18 protein-coding genes are annotated in these 18154 nt (G+C 66.4%); 9 read left to right on the forward strand and 9 right to left on the reverse strand.

Annotation, left to right across the window (positions count from 1 at the left end; genetic code table 11):
• The 5 genes from JOY90_RS25525 to JOY90_RS25545 form a co-directional block, all read left to right on the forward strand.
• On the forward strand, positions 1-1025 hold a 1025-nt coding region (locus tag JOY90_RS25525; RefSeq protein WP_291693880.1), incomplete at its 5' end, for a PQQ-binding-like beta-propeller repeat protein.
• A 79-nt stretch (positions 1026-1104) separates the two neighbouring features.
• Positions 1105-1386 carry a cytochrome c gene (locus JOY90_RS25530; protein ID WP_291693894.1) on the forward strand — a complete coding sequence of 94 codons (282 nt, stop codon included), beginning with the start codon at positions 1105-1107 and terminating at the stop codon, positions 1384-1386.
• 20 nt (positions 1387-1406) lie between these two features.
• Positions 1407-2315, forward strand: a complete 909-nt coding sequence (locus JOY90_RS25535) for an ABC transporter substrate-binding protein (protein WP_291693895.1) — start codon at positions 1407-1409, stop codon at positions 2313-2315.
• 176 nt (positions 2316-2491) lie between these two features.
• Complete coding sequence (locus tag JOY90_RS25540) at positions 2492-3244, forward strand: ABC transporter ATP-binding protein (protein ID WP_291693881.1); 753 nt, start codon at positions 2492-2494, stop codon at positions 3242-3244.
• The gene (locus JOY90_RS25545; RefSeq protein WP_291693882.1) at positions 3241-4767 is read left to right on the forward strand and encodes a permease; all 1527 of its coding nucleotides are present in this window, start codon (positions 3241-3243) and stop codon (positions 4765-4767) included. Before JOY90_RS25540 ends, JOY90_RS25545 begins: the two co-directional genes overlap by 4 nt.
• A 3-nt stretch (positions 4768-4770) precedes the next feature.
• Here JOY90_RS25545 and JOY90_RS25550 read toward each other — a convergent pair whose 3' ends face one another.
• Positions 4771-5721, reverse strand: a complete 951-nt coding sequence (locus JOY90_RS25550) for an alpha/beta hydrolase (protein ID WP_291693883.1) — start codon at positions 5719-5721, stop codon at positions 4771-4773.
• A gap of 76 nt (positions 5722-5797) precedes the next feature.
• Between JOY90_RS25550 and JOY90_RS25555 the strand changes: the two genes are divergently transcribed.
• Positions 5798-6649, forward strand: a complete 852-nt coding sequence (locus JOY90_RS25555) for an MBL fold metallo-hydrolase (protein ID WP_291693884.1) — start codon at positions 5798-5800, stop codon at positions 6647-6649.
• Between the two features lie 4 nt (positions 6650-6653).
• Here the strand turns inward: JOY90_RS25555 and JOY90_RS25560 are convergent, their stop codons facing one another.
• On the reverse strand, positions 6654-7037 hold the full coding sequence (locus JOY90_RS25560; protein ID WP_291693885.1) for a nuclear transport factor 2 family protein: 384 nt from the start codon (positions 7035-7037) through the stop codon (positions 6654-6656).
• A gap of 164 nt (positions 7038-7201) precedes the next feature.
• Between JOY90_RS25560 and JOY90_RS25565 the strand changes: the two genes are divergently transcribed.
• Positions 7202-8257, forward strand: coding sequence for an amidohydrolase (locus JOY90_RS25565; RefSeq protein ID WP_291693886.1), 1056 nt, complete (start codon positions 7202-7204; stop codon positions 8255-8257).
• Between the two features lies 1 nt (position 8258).
• Here JOY90_RS25565 and JOY90_RS25570 read toward each other — a convergent pair whose 3' ends face one another.
• Together JOY90_RS25570 and JOY90_RS25575 are read right to left on the reverse strand one after the other, a co-directional pair.
• Positions 8259-9236, reverse strand: a complete 978-nt coding sequence (locus JOY90_RS25570; RefSeq protein WP_291693887.1) for an AraC family transcriptional regulator — start codon at positions 9234-9236, stop codon at positions 8259-8261.
• A gap of 205 nt (positions 9237-9441) precedes the next feature.
• Positions 9442-9897: a cupin domain-containing protein gene (locus JOY90_RS25575; protein WP_291693888.1), complete on the reverse strand. Its 456-nt coding sequence runs from the start codon at positions 9895-9897 to the stop codon at positions 9442-9444.
• A gap of 291 nt (positions 9898-10188) precedes the next feature.
• On the opposite strand from JOY90_RS25575, the gene JOY90_RS25580 reads away from it, so the two are divergent.
• Complete coding sequence (locus tag JOY90_RS25580) at positions 10189-10617, forward strand: DUF4399 domain-containing protein (protein WP_291693889.1); 429 nt, start codon at positions 10189-10191, stop codon at positions 10615-10617.
• A gap of 71 nt (positions 10618-10688) precedes the next feature.
• Here the strand turns inward: JOY90_RS25580 and JOY90_RS25585 are convergent, their stop codons facing one another.
• Positions 10689-11945 carry an aminopeptidase gene (locus JOY90_RS25585; RefSeq protein WP_291693890.1) on the reverse strand — a complete coding sequence of 419 codons (1257 nt, stop codon included), beginning with the start codon at positions 11943-11945 and terminating at the stop codon, positions 10689-10691.
• A gap of 187 nt (positions 11946-12132) precedes the next feature.
• Here JOY90_RS25585 and garD point away from each other — a divergent pair, with 187 nt between their 5' ends.
• Entirely contained in the window at positions 12133-13674 is a 1542-nt protein-coding gene (garD, locus tag JOY90_RS25590; protein ID WP_291693891.1) for a galactarate dehydratase, read from the forward strand.
• A 166-nt stretch (positions 13675-13840) separates the two neighbouring features.
• Here garD and JOY90_RS25595 read toward each other — a convergent pair whose 3' ends face one another.
• The 4 genes from JOY90_RS25595 to JOY90_RS25610 are packed head-to-tail and all read right to left on the reverse strand — an operon-like array spanning position 13841 to position 17528.
• A complete protein-coding gene (locus tag JOY90_RS25595) occupies positions 13841-14719 on the reverse strand; it encodes an SMP-30/gluconolactonase/LRE family protein (protein WP_291693896.1) in 879 nt (292 codons plus the stop codon).
• A gap of 26 nt (positions 14720-14745) precedes the next feature.
• A complete protein-coding gene (locus JOY90_RS25600) occupies positions 14746-15819 on the reverse strand; it encodes an aldose epimerase family protein (RefSeq protein ID WP_291693897.1) in 1074 nt (357 codons plus the stop codon).
• Positions 15819-16751, reverse strand: coding sequence for a Gfo/Idh/MocA family oxidoreductase (locus JOY90_RS25605; RefSeq protein ID WP_291693892.1), 933 nt, complete (start codon positions 16749-16751; stop codon positions 15819-15821). Before JOY90_RS25605 ends, JOY90_RS25600 begins: the two co-directional genes overlap by 1 nt.
• Before the next feature lie 9 nt (positions 16752-16760).
• Positions 16761-17528, reverse strand: a complete 768-nt coding sequence (locus tag JOY90_RS25610) for a FadR/GntR family transcriptional regulator (RefSeq protein ID WP_291693893.1) — start codon at positions 17526-17528, stop codon at positions 16761-16763.
• Positions 17529-18154 lie beyond the last annotated feature (626 nt).

Consider the following 18154-nt stretch of genomic DNA (forward strand, 5'->3'; position numbering starts at 1 on the left):
TCCCCGGCAAGGGAGAGCCGGGCAGCGACACTTGGCCCGGCGACACGGCGCAGCAGGGCGGTGGCTCGACCTGGATCACCGGCTCCTACGATCCCGAGCTCAACACGGTCTATTGGGGCATCGGCAATCCCGGCCCGTTCAACGCGGCGGTGCGGCCGGGCGACAACCTCTACACCTGCTCGGTGCTGGCGCTCGACCCGAAGACGGGCAAGATCAAGTGGCACTATCAGTTCTCGCCGAACAACCCGTTCGACTACGACTCGGTCGCCGAGATGGTGCTCGCCGACCTCAGCGTCGACGGCAAGCCGACCAAGGTCCTGATGGACGCCAACCGCAACGGCTTCTTCTACGTGCTCGACCGTACCAACGGAAAGCTGCTCGCAGCCAATCCGTATGTGAAGGTGAACTGGGCGAGCAGCATCGACATGAAGACCGGCCGGCCGGTCGAAACCGACGTGTCCAAGGATGCCCGTGATGGCAAGAAGGTCGTTGTCTATCCGTCGCTCCTCGGCGGCAAGAACTGGGAGCCGATGTCGTTCAACCCGCAGACCGGTCTCGCCTATGCCAACACACTCGCCTTCGGCGGCCACTACAAGGCCGTGCCCGCCGAGTACAAGGCCGGCGAATGGTATCTCGGCATGGACCTGACCGACCTCTGGGATTGGGGCACCGGACCGCGCGGCCATCTCACCGCGATCGACCCCATGACGGGCAAGGCCAAGTGGGAGGCGCCCAGCGAGCTTCCGCGCTTCTCCGGCGTGCTGTCGACCGCGGGTGGCGTCGTGTTCACCGGTCAGCTTACCGGCGAGTTCGAAGCCTTCGACGCCAAGGAGGGCAAGAAGCTCTGGCAGTTCCAGACCGGCTCCGGCATCGAGGGCCAGCCGGTGACCTGGCAGCAGGACGGCGTGCAATATGTCGCGGTCGCGAGCGGTTATGGCGGCGTCTACTCGCTGTTCTCCGGTGACGAACGGCTGGCCAACGTGCCGGCCGGCGGATCGCTCTGGGTGTTCGCCGTCAAGAAGTAAGCGGCCTCTGCGCGTGACGAGGAACGGTTCGAGCTCGGCGATGGCGGCGGTTCTCGCCGCCATCGTCTTCACGCTGACCATGCCGCGACCGGCCGGCGCGCAGGATGCAGGCGAGGATGAAGCGAAGGTGGCAAAGGGCCAGACGACCTATGCCGAGCGATGCTCGCACTGCCACGGCTTCAACATGATCAATTCGGGCGCCGTCGTGCCCGACCTGCGCAGGTTTCCGGATGACAAGGACCGCTTCTTCAACACCGTGAAGCAGGGCAAGAACAACCGGATGCCGCCCTGGAGCGATATCCTCAACGACGACGACATCGGCGCGGTCTGGGCCTACGTGTCGAGCCAGAGGAAACCATGAGCAGACGCTTCATCGCGGCGATGGGCGGACTGTCGGCCCTGCTGCTGGCAGTCCCGATAGCGGGACGCGCCGGGGAGCCGTTGCGAGTCTGCCTCGACGAGGAACTGCCGCCGCTTTCGGTACATCATCGGGGCCAGCCCGATAGCGGCTTCGACGTGGCGCTGGCACAGGCGATCGCGGATGCGCTCGGCCGGCCGCTGCAGATCCAGTGGTTCGAAAGCAAGCTCGACGAGGATTCGAGCCCCGCCCTGGAAGCCAACGCCTTGCTGTCGGACGGCCGCTGTGCGCTGCTCGGCAGCTATGCGCTGACCCGCGATTCGCTGGCCGCGCCCGCGATGAAGACGACGAAGCTGCCCGACTTCGACGGCGCCAGCTCCGCTGACCGCAGGCGCCGCGTCACGCTCGGCGTGCTCACGCCGAGCCAGCCCTACATCTACTCGCCGCTGACGATCGCACTCGGCGCGAAGGCGCGCGACCGGCATATTGCCGGCCTCGGCGACCTCGCCGGACTCAGGATCGCGATCGAGAGCGGCACGCTGGGCGACGCCATCCTGATGAATTTCGACCGCGGGCGGCTGATCGACGACATCACCCATCTGGTGCCGGGCCGCAGCGACTTGTTGGCCGCGCTCGACCGCGGCGATTTCGACGTGACCCTGCTCGACCTGCGCCGGCTCGACGCCCATCGTGCCGCCCATCCCGACACCGCGGTCGCCGCCTCCGGTTACTATTATCCGGTCGGCGCCAATCGCGGCTATGTCGCCCTGGCCGGCGACCCCGTCCTCCTCGGCGCGGTCGACCAGGCGCTCGCCGATCTCACCGCCAAGGGCACCCTGGAAGCGCTGGCGCGCCACGCCGGCTTGACCTATCTTCCCCCGCGCGAACCGACGGTGCTGGACGACCCGCTGCCCCTGATCCTGCCGAAGTGAACCGCGACGGCGATCCGGAGCCGTGAGCGAAATTTGCGCAGCCCGTTTGGGCTCGAGGCCCTTTTGCCGTCAAAGAGGATCGTTGTGATGGGGGCAGTGGATTTTTACCGCCCGATTCACGGCGCCGAAACGACTTCGGTCCATGTTGCGTGGTTTGAGTGAAGCTGGACGATGTGATGACGCCCGAAATCTCGGCACTTGCGTTGCGAGGGTTAACGAAGCGTTTTGACCGTCCCGCGGTCGATACCCTCGATCTCACGGTCCATCCCGGCGAATTCTATGCATTGCTCGGCCCGAACGGCGCCGGCAAGACCACCACCCTGCGCATGGTCGCAGGCCTGCTCAAGCCGGACGCCGGCGCGGTTGCGATCTTCGGCATCGATGCGCTTCGCGATCCGGTCGCCGCCAAGCAGGTGATGGCCTGGGTTTCCGACGAGCCCATGATCTATGACAAGCTGACGCCACTCGAATATCTCGAATTCGTCGCCGGCCTCTGGGGCATCGAGCCGAAGGTGTCACACCCGCGCGCGCTCGCGCTGCTCGCCTCGCTCGGGCTCGCGCCGCATCAGAACGAACGCTGCGAGGGCTTCTCCAAAGGCATGCGCCAGAAGGTGGCGCTTGCCGGCGCGCTGGTGCACGACCCGAGGCTGATCATCCTGGACGAGCCTCTGACCGGGCTCGACGCGGTCTCCGCCCGGCACGTCAAGGGACTGTTGACCGAGCGCGTGCGCGCCGGTTGCACCGTCATCATGACCACGCACATCCTCGAAGTCGCCGAGCGCATGGCCGACCGCATCGGCGTCATCGTGGCCGGCCGATTGATCGCGGAGGGTACGCTGACGGAGCTGCGCCAGCAGAACGGCCACACCGACGTCAGCCTCGAGGAGCTGTTCATCGCGCTGGTCGATGTCGAGGCCGCCGCGGCATGAGCCGGACCGCAGCGCTGTCCTGGTTCGCGCGGCACGAATTCAGGCTCGCCTGGCGCGAATGGCTCGCCATGATGACCGGCGGCCGGCGCGGGCGGAAGCGCATCGCCATCATCGGCTTGACCGCGTTCGCCGCGTTGATGCATCTGCCGGCCTGGGCGGTGATCGGTCGCTACGCGAGCCTGCACGAGCCGCTCGACAAGACCTCGATGATCGTCGTCACCTCGACCATCTTCCTGGCCTGGGCGTTGATGCTGTCGCAGGCCATCGAATCGGTGACGCGGGTGTTCTATGCCCGGGCCGACCTCGATCTGATCATGTCCTCGCCTGCCCGGCTTGCGAACGTATTCTCGATCCGCATCGCGGCGATCGCGCTGACCGTCACCACCATGGCGCTGCTGCTCTCGACGCCGTTCGTCGACGTCCTGGTGCTCGGCGGCGGGCTGCGCTGGTTCGCGGCATTCGGCGTCGTCATCGCCGTCGGCCTGTCGGCTGCCGCGCTGGCCGTCGCGATCACGCTCGCCCTGTTCCGCCTGATCGGCCCGGCGCGAACGCGGCTGATCGCACAGATCCTCGCCGCCGTCATCGGCGCCGGCTTCGTGATCGCGCTGCAGGTCGCGGCGATCCTGTCCTATGGCACCCTGTCGCGCTTTGCCGTGCTGACCTCGGACGGCGCGGCGGCTTACGCGCCCGACGCCAATAGCGTGATCTGGTGGCCGGCCCGCGCCGCGCTCGGCGACGGCCAGGCATTGCTGTTCCTGCTGGCAGCAAGCCTTGCGCTGCTCGGCACGGTGATGGCGGTCTTCTCGCCGCGCTTCGCCGACACCGCCATCAATGCCTCGGCGTACGCCGCCTCCACGCGTCGCAGCCGTGGCGCGACCTCGTTCCGGCACGGCTCCCGGCAGCAGGCATTGCGGCGCAAGGAGTTCATCCTGCTCGGGCGCGATCCCTGGCTGATCTCGCAGACGCTGATGCAGCTTCTCTACCTCGTGCCGCCGGCGCTGTTCCTGTGGCGCAGCTTCTCCGACAGCTCCGCCGCCATCGTGCTGATCACGCCGGTCGTCGTGATGGCCGCGGGCCAACTCGCGGGCGGCCTTTCCTGGCTGACCATCTCGGGCGAGGACGCCGCCGACCTGGTTGCCACCGCGCCGCTGTCGCCATCCGACGTGACCCGGGCCAAGATCGAGGTGGTGCTGGTCGTGATCGGCGCGATCTTCAGCCCGATCGTGCTCGCCCTGATCTATCTGGCGCCACTGCAGGCCCTGGTGACCACGATCGCCCTGGTGGTGGCCGCCGCCTCCGCCACCGCCATCCAGCTCTGGTTCCGGGTGCAGGCGCGGCGCAGCCAGTTCCGCCGCCGCCAGACCTCATCGCGGCTTGCGACCTTTGCCGAAGCCTTCTCCTCGATCGGCTGGGCCGCAACCGCGGCCCTGGTACTGACGATCCCCCTCGCCGGACTCATGAGCGGGCTGATGACGGCCGCGCTGATGGCCGTGACCTGGAAGCTCAGTCCAAGCCGGGAGTGACGGCTAGCCTTCCAGCACCTCCACCACCGCAGCAACAAACGCCTCCGGCGCCTCCTGCAGCAGATTGTGGCCGACGCGCGGGATCACGCGATGCACCCGGCGGCCGGTGAAGCGTTTTGCTTGCGCAGTACCATCGTTGGCGTGTACGACGCCGTCGCCGTCGCCATCCAGCGTCACCGCAGGCACCGTGATCGGCGGCAGAGCCGCCAGCCGGCGCTGGTTGTCGCTATAGCGCGGATCGCCTTGGGCGAGACCGTAGCGGTGGCGATAGCTGTGAATCACCACGTCGACGTGATCGGGGTTGTCGTAGGCGGCGGCGCTCCGCGCAAACGTTGCCGCATCGAAGCTCCAGTTTGGCGACCATTGCCGCCACAGGATTTCGGCGATGTCGCGCCGGTTGGCGGCAAGCCCCGCGCGCCCGCGCTCGGTCTGAAAGTACCATTGATACCAGTAGGCAAGCTCGCGCTCCGCCGGCGCCGGACGCAGCGCAATGGCGATGTCCTGGATCAGATAGCCATTCACCGAGACCAAGCCGATACACCGTTCCGGCCACAGCGCCGCCCCGACGCAGGCGGCGCGGCCGCCCCAATCGTAGCCGGCGAACGCCGCGCGCGGAATCGACAGCGCATCCATCAAGGCGATCAGGTCCGCACCAATCGCTGCCTGCTCGCCGGACCTGGGCGTCGCAGGGTCGAGAAAACGCGTCGGCCCATATCCTCGCAGATAGGGCACGATGACGCGGCAGCCTCGCGCGGCCAGGATCGGCGCAACGTCGACATAGGAATGGATGTCGTAGGGATAGCCGTGCAACAGCACGACCGCCGGTCCGTCCGAGGGACCCGCCTCGTAGTAGCCCACATCGAGCACGCCGGCCTCGACATGGCGCAGCGGCTCCAACCGTTGTGACGACGACGCGCGCGCACTGCCCGCCGATTGATCACTCAGCTCCGACATTGTGAACGCTCCGTCCGGCCGTTCATGCTAATTCTTCCGCATTCATATCACACGCGACCGAGTAATGGGATTTCGGATGCTCCGGCTGCTCCCCGCCATCCTTGCCGTGCTGGGCGCGCTCGCCGCGCCGGCCGTCGCCCAGAATGCACTGCGCCCGAATGCGCCGCCTTCCGTCCAGGACGCCCCGCGCAGCGAGTGCCTCGCAATGGCGAGCCGGCCGCCGCGCGCGACTCCGGTCAGCCTGCGCCAGACGAACGCCGAGAGCGACCAGGTCACCATCACTTACGGCGGCCACTCCACCTATTTCATCGACACGCCCGGCGGCGTCCGCATCGCCACGGACTATAGCGGCGCCTACCAGACCGGCCGCCTGCCCGACGTCGTTACCATGAACCGCGCCCACTCGACGCATTACACCCTGTTTCCCGATCAGCGCATTCGCCACGTGCTGCACGGCTGGGGCGACAATGGCGAGCCGGCGAAAATATCGAAGCGCATCGGCGACGTCCTAATCCGCAATGTCACGACCGACATCCGCCGATTCTATGGCGACACTTCCGGCGACGACATGATCAAGGACGGCAACTCGATCTTCATCTTCGAGGTCGCGGGCCTCTGCATCGGTCATCTCGGCCATCTCCATGTCAAGCTCGACGACAGCCATTATGCCGCGATCGGCCGGCTCGACGTCGTCATGGTGCCGATCGACGGCACCTACACGATGTCGCTCGACGGCGTCTCGGAGATCACCCGTCGGCTGCGCGCCTCGGTGGTGCTGCCGATGCACCGCTTCGCCACCCCGCTCCATGAGTTCATGGACAGGATCGGCAAGCAGTTCGAGATTGATCGCCGCAGCGAGCGGACCTTGCGGATATCGCGGGATACGCTGCCGACGACTCCGACTGTCATCATTCTCGACGGCGTCTGACACATCACGCCAGCTGTTTCAGCGGCTGAGGATCGAAATAGGGACGCAGCTCCTTGATCTTGCCGTTCTCGATCCGGAAGAAATCGAAGATCGGCACCACCACCTGCGGCTTGCCGGGCGGCGCGAAGGTGGCGGTCCAGAGCGTTGCGACAAAGTCGCCATCCACCAAGTGACGCTCGACTTCGGCCTTGCGAACGGGGATCTTCGGAAAGACGCGGGTCTGCAGGAAATCGATCGCCACATTCCTTCCGACCAGCGGGTGTTGCGGATCGATCGGGCTGATCAGGACGATGTCTTCCGCCAGCGGCATCCTGCCGACATCATTCGACGTGAGCCCATCCAGAAAGCTCTCGACCGCTCTCAGTCCGTCGTCATCTGCAACTTTCATGTGATCCTCGCCTTGTCTGGCAATTTTGAGAGAACGCCAGCGACCACGACCCGTTTCATATGACATCTGCGCTCGGCGCATAGGTGGGTGGCGCTTTCATCCGCGCTTGATAGGATCGTGACGACCGTCCGATGGTCCAAGAAATCCTGGAGGAACGAGCACCCATGGCTGTCAGCACCGCGCCCGCCGCCAATAGCGGGCTCTATGCCAATCCGCGCCCAGACTGGCTTGCGCAGCACACCGAGGACATCATCGATCCCGCCCGCAGGATCGTGGACCCGCATCACCATCTCTGGGACCGTGGCGGCCTGCGTTACCTGATCGACGACCTGGCGGATGATCTGGCCTCCGGCCACAACGTCATCGCGACCGTCTATGTCGAGGCCCGCTCGATGTACCGTGCGTCCGGTCCCGAAGCGCTGCGCCCCGTGGGCGAAGTGGAGTTCGTCAATGGCTCGGCTGCCATGGCGGCAAGCGGAGCCTATACCAAGACCAAGGCCTGCGCCGGCATCGTCGGCCACGCCAACCTCTCGCTCGGCGACGGCGCCAAGGCCGTGCTCGAAGCCGAGATTGCCGCCGGCAACGGCCGCTTTCGCGGCATCCGCCATTCCTCGGCCTGGGATGCCGATCCCAATGTCGCCCATATGTATGCGACGCGGCCGAAGGGATTGTTGCTCGATCCCACCTTCCGTAAGGGGTTTGCCTGCCTCGCCCCGCTCGGTCTCAGCTTCGACGCCTGGCTGTTCCATCCGCAGCTCGGCGAATTTGCCGATCTCGCGCACGCGTTCCCGGATACGCGGATCTGTCTCGACCATTGCGGCGGGCCTGTCGGCATCGGCAGCTATGCCGGACGGCGGGAGGAAATCTTCGCGGTCTGGAAGGCCTCGATCCAGGAGGTCGCCAAGTGCCCGAACGTGGTCGTCAAGCTCGGCGGGCTCGCGATGTGCCTGCTCGGCTACGATTTCCATGAACGGCCGAAGCCGCCCTCGTCCGAACAGGCCGCCGCGGCCTGGCGGCCCTATATCGAGACCTGCATCGCGGCGTTCGGTCCGAACCGATGCATGTTCGAGAGCAACTTCCCGCCCGACAAGGGCCAGTGCAGCTACCAGGTGATCTTCAACGCCTTCAAGCGCCTCGCCGCGCAATACAGCGATACCGAGAAGGACGCGCTGTTCGCGAAGACCGCGACCGACTTCTACCGGCTCGACCTGACCGAGTGACTCACAGGCGGAACTTCGACCGGCTCAAGGTCTGCGAGGGAAGCTCGCCGAAGGTCCGCCGGTAGTCGCTCGCGAAATGACCGGGATTGAGAAAGCCGCAGGCGAACGCGATCCCGGTCACCGAGGTCGTGCCCTCCGGCCGGCTCAGGAAATCGCGTGCACGCTCCAGCCGGATCCGCTTCACGAAGGCCATCGGCGAGCAGCCCCTCGCCTTCTCGAACGCCCGGAACAGCGTGCGCGCGCTGACACCGGCCACCTCGGCGAGCGATTCGATGCCGATCGGGTTGTTCCAGTTCGCCTCGATATAGGCCTCGACGCGCCGCACCGGCGCCGGCGCAATGTCGCGCGGTTCCTCCGCCAGCAGCGCGCTCCAGTCGTGGCGGCCTGCGAACAGCATCTGCACCACGAGGGCCTGCTCGACCTCCCGCAGTGCCAATGGCGACAGCCGGGCGTGCTCGTCGTCGAGCTGCCGCACCAGCATCTCCACCAGCCCCTGCAGGCCCAGCATCAGCGCGGGGCTTGCGAAATCGTTGAGATCGAACGACAGCTCCTCGCGAACCGGTCCACCCAACAGGGCGGTCAGCTTGCGCATCAGCGCAGCCGACTTCACGCGCAGGAACACCTGCTCGAAACCGACGCCGTAGACCAGGGTCGCGGGCCGCCCGGCCGACGTCAGCACGGGGCGGCCCACATCGACCAGCGCCGAGCGTTCGCCGCTCGTCGTGACGCATTGCCCGGACAGCGACAATTGCAGGCGGGCGAAATCGCTCTCCTCGAAACGGATCGCGACCGAGGTGCCGCAGGTTCCGAAGCCGAGCGCGCAATCGTTCAATTCGATGAAGTTGGCGCGGACCTTCAGATCCGAGGAATCCTCCAGCTCGAAGCCGCGCGCACCGTAGACGTTGCAGAGCCGGTGCTCGAATTCCTCGACGTCGGAGGTATGGATCGCCGGATATCTGGAAAGTGGATCGCCTGGCATCGCCCGTCCCGCCCCTCTTGCGCGGTGCAGCCTGCAAGGCGATGAAACGAGGAACTGCACCGGCGCTTCGTTGCCAGAGTTCTACCTACTGTTGGCGATCAGGCAACCGCGCAACGATGGTGCGCGGCGGAGCCCGCAGCCTGTGGTGCGATCAGGCAACTACTCGCGTGTCCGCCGGGGGAATATCATGTTACCTCACGCGCGATCAGCCTGCCTCGACCAGCCCCGCGGGCTGCCGCTCGCCCTGCGGCAGCAGGATGCGCTTGATCTTGCCGGCCGCCCGCAGCGCAAAGCCGAGCCAGGCCGGCTGGGTCTTGCGGCAGAAGGCGAGCTTCTTGACGTGGCCCTCGACGTGCCACCTCGCATGCGCGCCGTCCTTGAAGAAGATCACGTCGCCCGGACCGTAGCGCGTCGGCGCCAGACCATCGCTCTCCAGCACGATCGATCCCTCCAGGATCAGGATCGTCTCGTCGAAATCATAATACCAGTCGAACCGGCCTTCCGTGCAGTGCCAGACGATGGTGCAGGCGACCCCGTCGCCGCTGGTGGAGAGGATCGAGCTGCTGGCCTGCGGGTTTCCCTCGATGATCCAGGACGATTCGATCGGCCGCGGCGTCAGGTCCGCGGCAATCTTGGCGATTTCGATCAGCGCAGACGGCATGAAACCTCAACAACAAATGCGCGCAACCGACACACCCGCGTTACCAAGGCTAGCCGCTACCTCTTGAGCATTCCCTTCGGATACCGGGACGAATGGAGCGGCTCTGGTCAGGCGGCGTTCACCATCGCCCCCCGGTCCCTCACGACGTCTGACGCAAACGTCAGAATAAAGAACGCGTGATGGCCACACTTAATCCGCGCTTCTTCTCCAGTTGGACGGCGGGCGTCCGTGGTCATGCGCGCTCGTCACGATCCCGTCACGAAGTCATCCATTACCGACAGGAATTATCTGATGCACAAGATCGCACTTGCGTTCGCCCTGGTCCTCGCCGCGGTCACGCTGGCGAAAGCGGGCGAGACGGTCGCGCCCGCCGGCGCCAAGGTCTATTTCATCAACATCAAGGACGGCGATACCGTCAAATCGCCGGCCAACATCCAGTTCGGCCTCTCCGGCATGGGGATCGCGCCTGCCGGCGTCGAGACCGCCGATACCGGCCACCACCACCTGTTCATCGACACCGACGCCCCCGAAGGCGACGCCCTGAACAACACGATCCCGATGGACGAGCATCACATGCATTTCGGCAAGGGCCAGACCGAGGGCTCGGTGCCGCTTGCGCCCGGCAAGCACACGCTGCAGCTCGTGCTCGGCGACTGGACCCACATCCCGCACAAGCCGCCGGTGATGTCCGAGAAGATCACCATCACCGTCGAGCCCTGAGCGTCTCTTTAAGCGTTTCTCGGCGCATGATCTTCCCGGAAAACCGCTGCGCAGTTTTTCCGGCTCATGCGCTATGCCCACTCGCCGCCGCGGAACACCGGCACGCGACGGCCGTCGGCGTGAATGCCGTCGATGTCGGTGTCTCCCGAGCCGATCATCCAGTCGATGTGAATGAGGCTCTGGTTGCCGCCCTGGGCCACGATCTGCTGCGGCGTCAGCTTGGTGCCGTCGATGAAGCATTTCGAATAGCACTGGCCGAGCGCGATGTGCGAGGCGGCGTTCTCGTCGAACAGCGTGTTGAAGAACAACAGCCCGCTCTGCGAGATCGGCGAGGAATGCGGCACCAGCGCCACCTCGCCGAGCCGGCGCGCGCCCTCGTCGGTGTCGAGCACCTTGTTGAGCACCTCCTCGCCGCGCGACGCCCGCGCCTCGACGATGCGCCCCTCCTCGAACCGCACCGCGATGTCGTCGATCAGCGTGCCCTGGTAGGACAGCGGCTTCGAGCTGATGACGTGACCGCTGACGCGCCGGCAGTGCGGCGTGGTGAAGACCTCCTCGGTCGGGATGTTGGCATTGCAGGTGATGCCGTTCTTGGCGGTCGAGGCGCCGCCCTCCCATTCATGCCCGTCGGCGAGCCCGATCACCAGATCGGTGCCCGGCGCGACATAGTGCAGCGCGCTGAAATGCTGTCCGTTCAACCATTTGGTCCGTTCGCGCAGCCGCGCATTGTGCCCGTTCCATGCGCCAATCGGATCGTCGTTGTCGACGCGCGAGGCTGAAAAGATCGCATCCGCGAGCTTCGCGACCGCGACGTCCTCGGCATCGTCGGGGAAAACCTGCCTGGCCCAGGACGGGCTCGGATACGAGATGATGTTCCAGTTGGTATCAAAATTGACGATCTTCTCCAGCGCCGGCTGGTAGGCGATCGAGTTGGCCTTGCTGGCGCGCGCCACCTTCACCGGGTCCTCGCCCGACAGCAGCATCGGATTGTCGCCGACGATGGCGAGCCGTGCGGTGTTCTCCGAGAACGCCTTCGCCATGCCCTGATAGAGCCAGGAAGCGGCGCGGTCGAAACCCGCGGCGCGCCCGAATCGGTAGCGCGCCAGCGTCACCTGCTCATCGGACAGGATCGGCGTGACCAGGCCCGCGCCGGCCTTGTAGGCGTGCTCGGCGATCCGCCGCACCAGCGGCAGCGCCGCGGCGGGCGCCGTCAGCAACAGATCCTGTCCCTCGCGCAACTGCAGCCCGACCTTGATGGCGACCTCGGCCAGACGGTCGAGCTTCACCGGATCGATCGGTGCGGAAAGATTGCGTTCACGTGCGGTCATGGCGGGCCCTCGTTCTCGGCCTATCTAAACACACGGACGCGCGGCGCAACAGCGGCCTTCGTCCGCCTCGTTGCCATCTCAGAGACCATTCCAGGGCGCTGGCGGGCAATGCCGCCTGCAGGTTTTGTCCGGCCGGCATGACCGCGTATACTGGCTGCACCGGCACACGCCTCGGATGGAAATCCAGATGGGAAAGATGGACGCGATCACCGACAGCCCGCGCTACATCAGGCTCAACGCGCGCGACAATGTCGCGATCGTGGTCAACGATTTCGGCCTGCCGAAGGGATCGCGCTTTCCTTGCGGCCTCGAACTGCGCGCCTTCGTCCCGCAGGGACACAAGACCGCGCTCACGGACATCGCCGAGGGCGAGCCGATCATTCGCTATGGCGAAGTCATCGGCACTGCGGCCATGCCCTTGCAGGCCGGCGACTGGGTCGACGAGGCCCGCATCGTCATGCCGGAGGCGCCGCCGCTCGACGGATTGGAGATATCGACCGCGGTGCCCGCGGTGCAGCCGCCGCTCGAGGGTTTTACATTCGAGGGCTTTCGCAATGCCGACGGCTCGGTCGGCACCAGGAACATTCTCGGCATCAGCACATCCGTGCAATGCGTCGCCGGCACGCTCGATCACGCCATCAAGCGCATCCGCGCCGAGCTCTTGCCGCACTATCCGAATGTCGATGACGTGGTCGGGCTCACCCACACCTATGGCTGCGGGGTCGCCATCAATGCGCCCGACGCCGTGGTGCCGATTCGCACCTTGCAGAACCTCGCGCTCAACCCGAATTTCGGCGGCGAAGTGATGGTGGTCGGGCTCGGCTGCGAGAAGCTGGTGCCCGAGCGCCTGCTGCCGGAAGGCCTTTCCGACGCCGTCGTGCGGATGCAGGATCAGGCGCTGGAAGGATTTGGCGCCATCGTCGACACGATCCTGACCATGGCCGATGCGCGGCTGAAGGTGCTCGACCGGCGCCGCCGCGAGACCTGCCCGGCCGCCGATCTCGTGATCGGCCTGCAATGCGGCGGCAGCGACGCCTTCTCCGGCGTCACCGCCAATCCGGCGCTCGGCTTTGCCGCCGACCTCCTGGTGCGCGCCGGCGCCACCGTGATGTTCTCCGAGGTCACGGAAGTGCGCGACGCCATCCAGCTCCTCACCCGCCGCGCCGCGACGGCGGAGATCGGCCGCGCGCTGGTGCGCGAGATGGAATGGTATGACGCCTATCTCGCCCGTGGCGGCGCCGACCGCAGCGCCAACACCACGCCGGGCAACAAGAAGGGCGGGCTCGCCAACATCGTCGAGAAGTCGCTCGGCTCGATCGTGAAATCCGGCTCCAGCCCGATCGCCGGCGTGCTCGCGCCCGGCGAGAAGGCACGGACCAAGGGCCTCCTGTTCGCCGCGACGCCGGCGAGCGACTTCATCTGCGGCACGCTGCAGCTCGCTTCCGGCATGACCCTGCAGGTCTTCACCACCGGCCGCGGCACGCCCTACGGGCTCGCGGCGGCGCCGGTGATCAAGGTCGCCACCCGCAGCGAATTGGCGCGCCGCTGGCACGACCTGATCGACTTCGACGCCGGACGGATCGCGACCGGCGAGATGACGATCGAGGAGGCCGGCTGGGAATTGTTCCGTTTGATCCTCGATGTCGCCAGCGGCCGGACAAAACCGTGGTCGGATCGCTGGGGCATCCATAACGACCTCGCGCTGTTCAACCCGGCGCCGGTGACGTGAAATCGATCGCATATGAGCTCGAACCATCGGCACGACCGGTGCGTCACCCTCCGTGGAGGGGAGGGTGAGCCCAACCGCGCTGCTCTTTTCATATGCGATTGTCCTGCCGCTTGCGGGGAGAGGTGAGCCGAGCCCGTTGCAGCACCATCCGTCCAAACACGCCCCCTCAATTCAGCTTCACGTCCGGCTCGCCGCGGCCGTGCGCGGCGACATCGAGCACGAAAGTCCGGCCGTGGCCGGGATCAGCGGCCCGGGCGGCTTCGTCCATGCCCTGCCAGGCCGACGTCACCAGCAGCCTGGAAAAATCGCGGCCGACGAAAGCGGGACAGCTCGATTGCCGGACGGGCACGCGCAGGCTGCGCAGCAATGTGCCTCTGGGAGCGTAGATATCGATACGGCCGCCGCCCCAGCGGGCGTTCCAGATGAGGCCGTCGGCATCGACCACCGCGCCATCGAGCCCGCCGACACCGTGATGATGAATGAACGGCACCGGATCGCCCACCGGCAGGCCGCTCGCCGCATCCAGCGGCACGCGATACATCACGTTCTCCGCCGTGTCGGCGAAATAGCCGACCGTCCCGTCCGGCGCAAAGCAGATCGCATTGGGAATCGTGATCTCGGGAAACAGCCGCGACAGGCAGCCGCGATGCAGCGCATAGATCGCGCCTGCCTTCGGCTCCGCGCCGCGCCCCATGGTACCGACCCAGAACGTGCCGCAAGGATGCACCCGCGCGTCGTTGGAACGGGTGACCGGATTGTCCGCTTCCAGCGGCTTGAACAGGAACATGCGGCCATCGGCGAGGTCGCGAATATGGAGACCATCCTCGGCGACCACGAGCTGCAGGGTGGCATCGATCCGCGCCAGCGCGCTCGCCATCCGACCGAGCGGGTGCACGATCGTCTCGCCGTCGGCAAAACGGTGCTCGAACAGGCGGCCCTCCAGGATATCGAACCACCAGGCGGTGTCGCTCAAGACATCATATGTCGGGCCTTCGCCGAGGTGACAGCGCTCGGCCGACAGTATCGAAACCGGCACGTCCTCGATGAGCTCGCTGGTCATTGATTCGATGGTCATGGCGTCCGTGCGGTCAGAAAGCGGTACACGATGCTGCGCGAATAGAGCTTGCCGGGGTCGAGCCGGGCCGACGGAAAGTCCGGCCGGTTCGGCGTGTCCGGCCATACCTGCGGCTCGAGACACAGTGCATCCGACTGCCGGTAGAGCCGGCCGCCCTTGCCGGCGATGGCGCCGTCGAGATAATTGCCGGAATAGAACTGCAGCCCGGGCTGGTCGGTGAGAAGCTCGAGCACGCGGCCGCTCCTCGGCGATTCCAGCCGGGCCGCGAGACGCACGCTGCCGCCGGGCGCGAGACAGAAATTATGATCATAGCCGCGTCCGTTGCGGAGCTGACCATGATCGGCCCGGATTCGCGCGCCGACCGCCTCGCTCTGCCGGAAGTCGAACGGCGTGCCGGCGACCGGATGCGGCGGGCGCGGCAGCGGTATGGCGCCATCGTCGATGGCGACGAAATGATCGGCCGCGATCATCAGGCGATGATCGAGAACATCGAAGCCCGACAACGCGCCGTCGAGATTGAAGAAGCTGTGGTTGGTCAGGTTGACCACGGTCGGGCAGTCGGTGGTCGCCTCGAAGGTCACCGACAGCTCGGTCGGCCCGCTCAGGCGATAGATCGCGCGCACCTCGAGCCGGCCGGGAAAGCCGCCTTCGCCATCGGCGCTGGTCAAGGCCAGCACCAGCTTCGGCTCCGGCTGCCCGGTCACCTCGGCCACGCGCCAGAGCTTGCGGTCGAAGCCGTCGTTGCCGCCATGGAGCATGTTGGCGCCGTTGTTGGCATCGAGCGAGAACACCTGTCCGTCGAGGCTGAAGCGGGCGCCCGCGATGCGATTGGCGTAGCGCCCCACCGTCGCGCCGAAATAGCGTCGTTGCTTCAGGTAGCCCTCGAAATCGTCATGACCGAGCACGACATCGTCGCTGCCGCCATTGCGATCGGGCACTTTCAGCGCCTGCACCGCCGCGCCATAGGGGATGATGGCAGCCTCGAAGCCTTCGGCGCCACGCAGCAGGAAGCGCTCGACGGTGCTGCCGTCGGGCATGCGGCCGAAAGCCGCGCGATCGATCTCGGCCATCATGAATGATCCTCGAAAGCTTCGACGCTGCGCCGCCGGCTCAGCAGGAACGCGTCGGCAACCAGCTGCAAGGGCGCAAGATCGACGTCGCACGCGTTCTGCGCGGCCAGCTCGATGAAGCGGCGATAAAGCTGCGGATATTCCTGCTTCTCGCTGTCGATCAGCATCCTGTCGCCGTCGATCAGCCGCGCTCCGCCCGAAGACAGCAGCACGGCACCCCGGTCGGTATCGACGCGGATGTCCCAGGTCTGCGGCCCGGTCTGCCGGAAGTCGAAGGAGGCGCGGATCGGCAGGCGTGCGGCGTCGGCAAGCCAGAGCTCGGCCGCGATGGGTGCCTCGCGGTTGCCGGGCACGTCGTGCTCGGCACGCGTCACGAACAAGGGCTGCGGCAGGATGCGGGTCAGGATCGACAGCGCGTTGATGCCGGGGTCGTAGACCCCGAAACCGCCGGCCTCGAAGATCCAGGCCTGCCCGGGATGCCAGACCCGCACGTCCTCCTTCCAGGTGATGGTCACGGCCTCGATCCTGCGCTCGGCGAGCAGCCGCCGCATCGGCTCGACCGCCGGCGCAAAGCGCGAATGCCAGGTCGCGAACAGGGTCCGCCCCTTTTCCCGTGCGGCCGCGAGCAGAGGCGCGATCTCGCTTGCGGTGGCGCCGGGCGGTTTCTCCAGCAGCACGTGCTTGCCCGCGTCGAGCGCGATCTTCGCCTGCGCGGACCGCGCCTGCGGCGGCGTGCACAGCGCCACCGCATCGATCTCGGGCCCTTCGCGCAGCAGCGTTTCGAGGCTCGGAAATTGCGGCACATCGGCCGCCGCCGGCACGGGATCGGCGATCGCGACCAGCTCGGCGCCGGGCACGGCTGATATCGCCGGCACGTGCCGGGTGCGCGCGATCTTGCCGAAGCCCGCGATGGCGATCCGAAGCTCACTCATGCGTCCCTCCTAGCGCGCGACCTGCCCCGGCGCAGCGTCTCTTTGCAGCCGATCGGCGACACCACCCTCATGGCGGCGCAGGCCGTTGTGAATCACCTCGGTCATCGCCGCGGCGGCGGCCGCCGCATCGCCTTCGGCGATCGCCTCGACGATACGCTCGTGCCATGTCAGCACCCGCTCGCGATCGATCGGGTCGACCGGCGCGCTCAGCATGAACGAGGCCCGCAGCGCGGCCTCGATGACACGGTCGGCCGCGCGCATGAATGGGTTGCCCGACGCATTCGCCACGGCAATATGAAGTGCGAGGTCGCCATTGGTGAAGGCATCGGAGTCGGATGGCGCCTGCCGCATCATCCCGACGCAGCGGCGCAGCTCCGCGATGTCGGCTTCGGTCCGCCGCTTCGCCGCCAGCGCCGCCGCATGCGGCTCGACCGCCAGGCGGATCTCCGCGAGATCGGAGAGAAAGCGTCGATCGATGCCGACGTCGAGATGCCAGGCCAACACGTCGGCATCGAACATGTTCCAGGTCTCGCGTCGACGCACGACGGTCCCGACCCGCGCCTTGGTGGTCAGCAGTCCCTTCGCCACCAGCGTCTTGACGCTCTCGCGCAGGACGGGACGCGATACGCCGAACATCGCCGTCAATTCGGTGTCGCCCGGCAGCCGGGTGCCCTCGGCATAGCGGCCGGCGATGATGTCGATACCGATACTGCGGGCGACCTGCTCGTGGTTGGAATGCGCGCGGCGCGTGGGGATCACGACCAGGCGGGAGCTCATGGCCCGGCCCCCTCCTGCCGATCGGCGCGAACGCAGCGCTGCGGCACCGCTGCGATACGCCATGGGGCGGCAGTTGCAATCCCGGTACCCCAGCGCGACCAATTGCCGACAAAATCAGGGATGGTGGTGGGGATCAATCGCTGGATCATCACGTCGATGAGATGCCGAGTGGACCGCGGAGGCTCCGCTCGCGCGGCGACCGGCTGTAACGTTTCACACCTTCAACAGCATTTCTAGTCATACAATCTGACTTTTTGCCGTGGCTCAGGCCGTCATCGCGGACGCGGCGTCATGCCCAGCGAGCGAAGAGGTTCGTCGGGTGGGAGGCGGTGACAGCGCCGTGCCCACCAACTTTGAGCGAATTGGGTTGCCCGTCGGTAGGCACGCTTCGCTTTGCCCATTCGACGGACCTCGACATGCGCTTGCGTTCTCGCGGCATGGAATGCCCGAGTTATCTGCATCATTGAGACCCTCTCGAGAACAGAGGGCGCAGGGAAGGCCGGGTATCGACTGATACCCATGGCCCCCGTGCAGCAAATAAGCACGGGGTAGGAACCACAGGTTCAGCCGAGAATACCCGGCCCTCCCTGCGCGATGGTGTTAACGCCTATAACGCGCTCTCCCGG

It is taken from the genome of Bradyrhizobium sp. (assembly GCF_019242285.1).
GTDB lineage: Bacteria > Pseudomonadota > Alphaproteobacteria > Rhizobiales > Xanthobacteraceae > Bradyrhizobium.